This is a genomic window from Corallococcus carmarthensis, assembly GCF_003611695.1.
Lineage (GTDB): Bacteria > Myxococcota > Myxococcia > Myxococcales > Myxococcaceae > Corallococcus > Corallococcus carmarthensis.
In genome coordinates, this window is sequence record NZ_RAWE01000334.1 from 1 (window position 1) to 6,589 (window position 6,589).

The window sequence follows — 6,589 nt, forward strand, 5'->3', positions numbered from 1 at the left end:
GGCCGCCCCCGCCGCTCCGGCGCCCGCCGCGCCCCCGAAGGCCGGCGTGCTCAAGCTGGCCATCGAGTCCATCCACCGCGACACGCTCCAGCCCCGCCGCCACTTCGACGAGACGAAGCTCCACGAGCTCACCGAGTCCATCAAGGCGCAGGGCCTGCTCCAGCCCATCCTCGTCCGGAAGAACCCGAACAAGGGCGGCGATGGCTACCTGATCATCGCGGGCGAGCGCCGCTGGCGCGCGTCCCAGGCCGCGGGCCTGAAGGAAATCCCCGCCATCATTCGCGAGGTCACGGAGGCCGAGTCCTTCGAGCTCGCCCTGGTGGAGAACCTCCAGCGCGCGGACCTCAACCCCATCGAAGAGGCGGACGGCTACCGGCGCCTGGTGGAGGAGTTCAAGCTCACGCAGGAGCAGGTGGCCCAGAAGGTCGGCAAGGAGCGCTCCACCGTCGCGAACGCGCTGCGCCTTCTGGCCCTGCCCCCGGACGTGAAGGCGATGGTGGCGGACGGGTCGCTGTCCATGGGCCATGCGCGCGCGCTGCTGGGCGTGCCCCGGCTGCCGGAGCTGCAGAACCTGGCGAAGCAGGTGACGGAGAAGAAGCTGTCCGTGCGCGACACGGAGCGGCTGGTGCAGCAGGGCAAGTCCGCGAAGGGCGGCAAGGACGCCGGGAAACCGGCGCCCAAGGTGAGCCCGCAGGTGAAGGCGCTCACGGAGGAGTTGCAGCGCCGGTTGGGCACCAAGGTTCGTCTGACGGAGAAAAGCCCGGGAAAAGGCACCCTGGAAGTCGACTTCTTCTCCTACGATGACCTCGACAGGCTGTTGAAGCTTCTGAGGAAGGAGTAGGGCGTGGCGCTCCTTGGCGGGAAGAAGGACGAAGCACCCAGCAAGCCCCTGTTCAAACGGGAGGAGGATTTCGTGTCAACGCGTCCGGGTGAGGTTCACACGCTTCTGGGTAAGGGAAGCGAGTTCGAGGGGAAGCTCTCCTTCGAAGGGCAGGTCCGCATCGACGGCAAGTTCAAGGGGCAGATCATCACCAAGGACGTGCTCGTGATTGGTGACGGCGCCCAGGTGAACGGGGATATCCAGGCCGGCACCGTCATCATCAACGGCACCGTGGAAGGCAACGTGCGCGCCACGCAGCTCATCGAGCTGAAGGCGACGGGGCAGATCCGCGGCGACATCGAGTCGCCGGCGCTGACCATGGAGCGCGGCGCGTCCTTCGACGGCAATTCCAAGATGCGGAGCCAGGGCAAGGGCGGAGGAAATCCTCCGCCGCTCGGAGAGAAGAAGTAACGGTGCACGGGCTCGCGTCCAGCGCGCGAAAGGTCCCGGGGCTCAAGGGCCTCGGGGCCGTGTCGCTCGTCTCGCTCGGCGTCCTGTTTGGCGGCTGCAAGGGCTGCCAGGACGAGACGCCGTCCGCCGGAAGTCTGGCGGAGGACGCGGGGCTGCGCTCGGGCGTGAAGGTGCCGCTGCCGCCGGGATGGTCCGCGCAGGTGGCCACCGACGGCAGCTTCCAGGCGGGCCCTCCCGGCCGCCCGGCGCTGCGTGTGGATTTGAAGCCGGGGCAGGGTGAGCAGATGCCTTCCTCGGAGACGCTGGCGGACACCGTCCGTCAGCAGATGAAGCAGTTCACGCTGTCGCTGGACCAGGAAGAGGACACCCCTTCCTTCTCCCTGCTGCGCGTGACCATGGCCCCGGCATTGAGTGACGGCGGTCTGGGCCCGGAAGCGCCCGCGTTCTTCGGCGCCCGGCGCGTGGGGGATGACCTGTTCCTCTGCGCCAGCCTGCCCGGCGCCTCCACCGAGGAAGTCCGCCTGGCCACCGAGGCCTGCCGTACCATCCAGGTCCAGGCCGCGCCCCGCTGAAAGTCCCTCCACGGGCGTGGCCTCCTCTCAAGGAGCGCGGAGCCCATGGACGACTGGCGCAAGAACCTCATCGACGACGCGGAAGGCATCGGCGAGCTGCTCGCGCGCACGAAGCGCATCGCCGTGCTGGGCATCCGTCCGGAGGCGCAGGCGGACAAGCCCGCGCACGCCATCCCGAAGTTCCTCAAGGACCACGGCTTCACCGTGCTGCCAGTCCCCACGCACGGCGAGCAGGGAAGCATCCTGGGCGAGCCCCTCTCCGCGTCGGTGAAGGACGTGCCGGGGGACGTGGACGTGGTGCAGGTGTTCCTGCGGCCGGACGACATCGACGCGCACGTGGACGCGATGCTGGCGAAGAAGCCGCACGCGGTGTGGTTCCAGCTGGGCATCCGCAATGACGCCGCGGCCGAGCGGCTGGCGCGCGCGGGCATCCGCGTGGTGCAGGACCACTGCATGAAGGTGGAGTGGAAGAAGCGCCACCCGGAAGGCCGATAAGCGACAACCGAGGGGGCCCCGGGAACGTCCTGCGCGGCCCGGGTGTCCCCATTACGTGAGACGGGTGATGTTTTCCGGTGGCTGCCACTGCGAGGGGATGGACTTCGGGACCGAGCCGAGGTGCAATTCCGTCCACGCGCTGTCAGCCGGAGTCCCCGGGACTTCCCGAAAGCCTTCCGACTTCCTAACCTTAGCCTCCCGACCTGTGTCGAGCGTCTGCCCGTCGCGGGTCTTCACGCTGTGCCCCTCGTAAGGAGTCCGCGCATGACGCTCACCGAGATGCTTCCCCTCCCCCTGGCCGTCGTGGAGATCGGGCCCCTGGGTGAGCAGCTAGCAGCGGCGGGGGGACTGGTCATCACCGCGGCCGCCGCGCTCTGGGCCGCGTGGACCCGCCCGGAGCAGCAGCCGGCTCCGGTGCCGGTGCCCGTGCGCCGCAATCCTCCGCGCCGCCGCTAGGCCGCACCGCCGCACCCGTCGTCACCTGGATTCGGGCCCGGGCCCGGCGCGCTTGGAAGCAGCGCCGGGCGGCCCCCGCCAGAGCGGCGCTCCCGCTCAGCGCTTCATCGCCAGCGACAGCGCGAAGTCTCCGTCCGCGTCCGTCCACCACGCGGCCAGGTCGAGGCCCGCGTCGCTGAGCTCCGCCTGCACCTGCTCGCGACAGAACTTGCAGCTCACCTCCGTGCGCAGACATTCGCCTTCCGCGAACTCCACGCGCCGCCCCAGGTCCTCCAGCCACACGGACTGGGCCTTGCGCGAGATGAGCCGCATCTCGATCCACTTGTTCGCTTCGTCGAACGGGGCCAGGTGTTCGAAGGCCTCCGGGTCGAAGTCCGCCTTCAGCTCGCGGTTGAGCACGCGCAGCACGTTGCGGTTGAAGTCCGCCGTCACGCCCGCGCTGTCGTTGTAGGCGGCGAACAGGCGCTCGCGGTCCTTGATCAGGTCCGTGCCCAGCAACAGCCCGTCCCCCGGCTTGAGCCCTGACGCCAGCTCGCGCAGGAACAGCGCGCGCTGCGCGGGCTTCAGGTTGCCGATGGTGCCGCCCAGGAAGGCGATGAGCCGCCGGCCGCCCCCCGGGATGCGGCCCAGGTGCTGCTCGAAGTCGCCCACCACCGCGTGCACGGCGATGCGCGGATACTCGCGCGCAAGTCCCTCCGCTGCCTTGCGCAGGAAGGCCTCGCTCACGTCGAAGGGCACGAAGCGCTGGAGCTGTCCGGCCGCGTCCATCGCGTCCAGCAGGAGGCGCGTCTTCTCACTGGTGCCGCTGCCCAATTCCACCAGCGTGTCCGCGCCGCTCAACCGCGCGACGTCGTCCGCGTGGGCGCGGAGGATCTCGCGCTCGCGCCGCGTCGGGTAGTACTCCGGCAGGCGGGTGATGTCGTCGAAGAGCTGGCTGCCGCGCTCGTCGTAGAGCCACTTGGGGCTCAGCTCCTTGGGCCCGTGGCAGAGCCCCTCCAGCACCTCCACGCGGAGCGCGCGCTGCGCGTCCCCGGGCCTCACGTGGACGTCCACCTTCACACCCGGCGCCGAGTAGCCATCCGCGACGCGCGCCTCGCCCTGCTCCGACCTCATCCTCATGCGATCCTCACCTCACGTCCCGTGCACAGCGAAAGCCGGCGAAGATCTGCCGGCGGATGGGGAAGTCCCAGTTGCGGAAGCTGTTGCGCACCGCCACCGGCGCGCTCGCCCAGGCGCCGCCACGCAGCACCTTGGACGTGTCGCCGAAGAAGACCTCCGAGTACTCGCGGTACGGAAAGGCCCGGAAGCCCGCGTACGGCTGGAAGTCGCTGGCGGTCCACTCCCAGACGTCGCCCAGGAGTCCCCAGACGCCGTCCGCGCTGCGCCCCAGCGGATGGCTGCCCACGGGTGACGGCCCCCAGCGCGTCCCGCCCAGGTTGGCGTGCGCGTCCGTGGGCGCGGCGTCCCCCCAGGGGTGCGCGCGAGAGACGCCGTCACTGCCCTGCGCGGCCTTCTCCCACTCGGCTTCGGTGGGCAGGCGCTTGCCGGCCCAGCGCGCGTACGCGTCCGCCTCGTACCAGGACACGTGCTGCACGGGTTCGTCCTTGGGCAGCGGCTCCACCGTGCCGAAGCGGCGGCGCAGCCAGACGTGCTGGCCCTGCGGACTCCAGAAGAGCGGGTGGGCAATCTTCTCCGCCTGGATCCACGCGAAGCCCTTGGGGTCCCACCAGCGCGGATCCGCGTAGCCGCCGGACTCCACGAACACGAGGAAGTCCCCCGTGGTGACGGGGTGCGCGTCCAGGAGGAAGGGCGCCACGTCCACGGTGTGCCGGGGGCGCTCGTTGTCGTAGGCCCACGGGTCGTCGCCGCCCAGGTGCACCGGGCCGCCCGGGATGAGGACCTCGTGCTGGGGCACCGCGCCGGGCTGGGGGCGCAGGGCCTCCACCGGGTGGTACTCCACATGCGTCATCAGTTGCAGCGTGGCGGCCAGCGTCTCCGCGTGCTGCTGCGCGTGCTGCGCCACCATGCCGAAGACGAAGCCGCCGTGGAGCAGCGGATCCGCGCTGTCCTCGGGCAGCGTCTCCAGGTGCGCGTCCACCGCCGAGCGCACGCGGGTGGCGTAGGCCCAGGCGGCCTCCGGCTCCAGCAGCGGCAGCGTGGCGCGGTTGCCGCGCGGGTGGCGGAAGGCGTCGTAGATGGCGTCGAACGCGGGGTCCGTGAAGGCCGGAGCGCCCAGCGCGCGCAGCAGCCACTGCTCCTCGTAATTGGCCACGTGGGCCACGTCCCAGACCAGCGGGGACATGAGCGGCGAGTGCTGCCGCATCAACTCCACTTCCGGCAGCGGCGCGAGCATCGCCTGGATGCGCTCACGCCCCGCCTCCAGCTCCCGCCTGGCCCGGGCCTTCCACGGCTCGGCCACGCGGACGCGGGCACTTCCCTGCTCCTGGCTCCTCAGCGACATGGTCGGCCCAAGGTAGGAAGGGGCTCCGGGGCCCGCTAACCCCCCGGGCCCCCTTGGTGGGAGGAACCCGTGAGGGAGCACACGTTTGCGAGCCTGCTTCCCCTCCGTGATGGCCCCCACTCCTAACCAGCGGAGGCGCAGCTGTCGGGGAATTCTGGACCGAAAGGTTCGTTTCTGTCCAAATAATGCGCCCGGACCACGGCCGCCGCCCAGCGGGGATGGCCGCGGGTGGAACGCGCGAAGGGTTCCCGGTGGCCGGGCAGCGTCCTCACGGGTCCTAGGCTCCAGAGCGGACGCCTCCGCCCCCAAAGGGCCTCCCTCCGGGGCCGCCATCTGTCCACCAGTCGGCGGGGTATTCCGGGAAGGCGTGTCCGTGTGGGGGAGGGGGTCTCTATGCTGCGGGACATGGTTCAGCCCGTGCCGCACAAGCCCGTGCTCGTGGTGGAGGACGACGAGGATGCTCGCGCCGCCATCGCCGAAATCCTGGAAGCGGAAGGCTACGAGGTGGCTGTCGCCGCCAATGGCCAGGAGGCCCTGGACGAGCTCCAGCACCTGCCCATGCCGAGCCTCATCCTCCTGGACCTGCGGATGCCCGTGATGGACGGCCCGGAGTTCCTGCGCCACCTGCGCGCGGACTGGCCCCGGTTGAAGTCCGTGCCGGTGCTGCTGCTGTCGGGCGTGGGCACGGAGGCGCTGCCGGACACGGGCGGGCTCTTGAAGAAGCCCATCGTCCCGGACGAGCTGGTGGCCACCGTGGGCCGGCTGTCCGGGCGGATCGCGTGAGTCCGCCAAGCCGGCGGGCCTCACGCGCGGGGCCCGTGGGCGTTGCGTGTGTCAGCCCAGCCGCGTCACCGCGAGCAGCGTGAGCGTGCTGGCGCGCGGGTCCTTCTCGTAGAGCAGCTCCAGGTCGTGGCCCTCCACGCGGTGCCGCGCGGGTCCCGCCACCGAGTCCTGGGACCTCGACCGCTCCGCCAACCGCGCCAGGGCCTGTTGCAGGGCCTCGAACGCTTCGGAGGACATGCGCCCCACTTCACGCCACGCGGGCGGCGCGTAGTGGACGCGATACGGAAGGACCAGGCGGTTTCTTGCGGAAGACTGGGACACGGGTTCGGTTCCTCGACGCGAACCGCTATTGCGAACCGCATGCCTGCTGAACACTGCCGGGAATTCCGGGCACTTTCGCGGTGGGTCGCCGCGGACGTCTGAAGAAGTTACGGGCTGGCCAAAAATCGTGGGGGAAGAAATGACTGCCCGTATGGCAGGCCCGGCAGGGGGGTGAAGAGCCCCTGTCCGTCCGTCCGGGTGGGGCTGGGG

At 70.4% G+C, this 6,589-nt stretch carries 9 protein-coding genes; 6 read left to right on the forward strand and 3 right to left on the reverse strand.

The window, feature by feature from the left end; translation table 11 throughout:
- From D7X32_RS42105 to D7X32_RS42125, 5 genes are all read left to right on the forward strand, one after another.
- Nucleotides 1-841 (forward strand): ParB/RepB/Spo0J family partition protein (locus D7X32_RS42105; RefSeq protein ID WP_120608141.1); only part of this gene is annotated, 841 nt, incomplete at its 5' end.
- A 3-nt stretch (nt 842-844) separates the two neighbouring features.
- Nucleotides 845-1,291: a bactofilin family protein gene (locus D7X32_RS42110; protein ID WP_120608142.1), complete on the forward strand. Its 447-nt coding sequence runs from the start codon at nt 845-847 to the stop codon at nt 1,289-1,291.
- A 2-nt stretch (nt 1,292-1,293) separates the two neighbouring features.
- Nucleotides 1,294-1,863 (forward strand): hypothetical protein, encoded by a 570-nt coding sequence (locus D7X32_RS42115; RefSeq protein ID WP_120608143.1) that lies wholly within the window; start codon nt 1,294-1,296, stop codon nt 1,861-1,863.
- Nucleotides 1,864-1,908: 45 nt separating this feature from the next.
- A complete protein-coding gene (locus D7X32_RS42120) occupies nt 1,909-2,358 on the forward strand; it encodes a CoA-binding protein (protein ID WP_120608144.1) in 450 nt (149 codons plus the stop codon).
- Nucleotides 2,359-2,622: 264 nt separating this feature from the next.
- Nucleotides 2,623-2,814, forward strand: a complete 192-nt coding sequence (locus D7X32_RS42125; protein WP_120608145.1) for a hypothetical protein — start codon at nt 2,623-2,625, stop codon at nt 2,812-2,814.
- A gap of 96 nt (nt 2,815-2,910) precedes the next feature.
- On the opposite strand, the gene egtD is transcribed toward D7X32_RS42125, so the two are convergent.
- Together egtD and egtB are read right to left on the reverse strand one after the other, a co-directional pair.
- Nucleotides 2,911-3,933: an L-histidine N(alpha)-methyltransferase gene (egtD, locus tag D7X32_RS42130; RefSeq protein ID WP_120608146.1), complete on the reverse strand. Its 1,023-nt coding sequence runs from the start codon at nt 3,931-3,933 to the stop codon at nt 2,911-2,913.
- A gap of 7 nt (nt 3,934-3,940) precedes the next feature.
- Nucleotides 3,941-5,275 (reverse strand): ergothioneine biosynthesis protein EgtB, encoded by a 1,335-nt coding sequence (gene egtB / locus D7X32_RS42135; RefSeq protein ID WP_120608147.1) that lies wholly within the window; start codon nt 5,273-5,275, stop codon nt 3,941-3,943.
- A gap of 393 nt (nt 5,276-5,668) precedes the next feature.
- Here egtB and D7X32_RS42140 point away from each other — a divergent pair, with 393 nt between their 5' ends.
- Nucleotides 5,669-6,058 (forward strand): response regulator, encoded by a 390-nt coding sequence (locus D7X32_RS42140; protein WP_244239487.1) that lies wholly within the window; start codon nt 5,669-5,671, stop codon nt 6,056-6,058.
- A gap of 51 nt (nt 6,059-6,109) precedes the next feature.
- Here D7X32_RS42140 and D7X32_RS42145 read toward each other — a convergent pair whose 3' ends face one another.
- Complete coding sequence (locus D7X32_RS42145; RefSeq protein WP_120608148.1) at nt 6,110-6,295, reverse strand: hypothetical protein; 186 nt, start codon at nt 6,293-6,295, stop codon at nt 6,110-6,112.
- Nucleotides 6,296-6,589 lie beyond the last annotated feature (294 nt).

Coding starts and splice junctions, on each gene's coding strand:
- D7X32_RS42120 (WP_120608144.1), top strand. CDS start 1,909: ATGGACGACTGGCGCAAGAACCTCATCGACGACGCGGAAGGCATCGGC.
- D7X32_RS42125 (WP_120608145.1), top strand. CDS start 2,623: ATGACGCTCACCGAGATGCTTCCCCTCCCCCTGGCCGTCGTGGAGATC.
- egtD (WP_120608146.1), bottom strand. CDS start 3,933: ATGAGGATGAGGTCGGAGCAGGGCGAGGCGCGCGTCGCGGATGGCTAC.
- egtB (WP_120608147.1), bottom strand. CDS start 5,275: ATGTCGCTGAGGAGCCAGGAGCAGGGAAGTGCCCGCGTCCGCGTGGCC.
- D7X32_RS42140 (WP_244239487.1), top strand. CDS start 5,669: ATGCTGCGGGACATGGTTCAGCCCGTGCCGCACAAGCCCGTGCTCGTG.
- D7X32_RS42145 (WP_120608148.1), bottom strand. CDS start 6,295: ATGTCCTCCGAAGCGTTCGAGGCCCTGCAACAGGCCCTGGCGCGGTTG.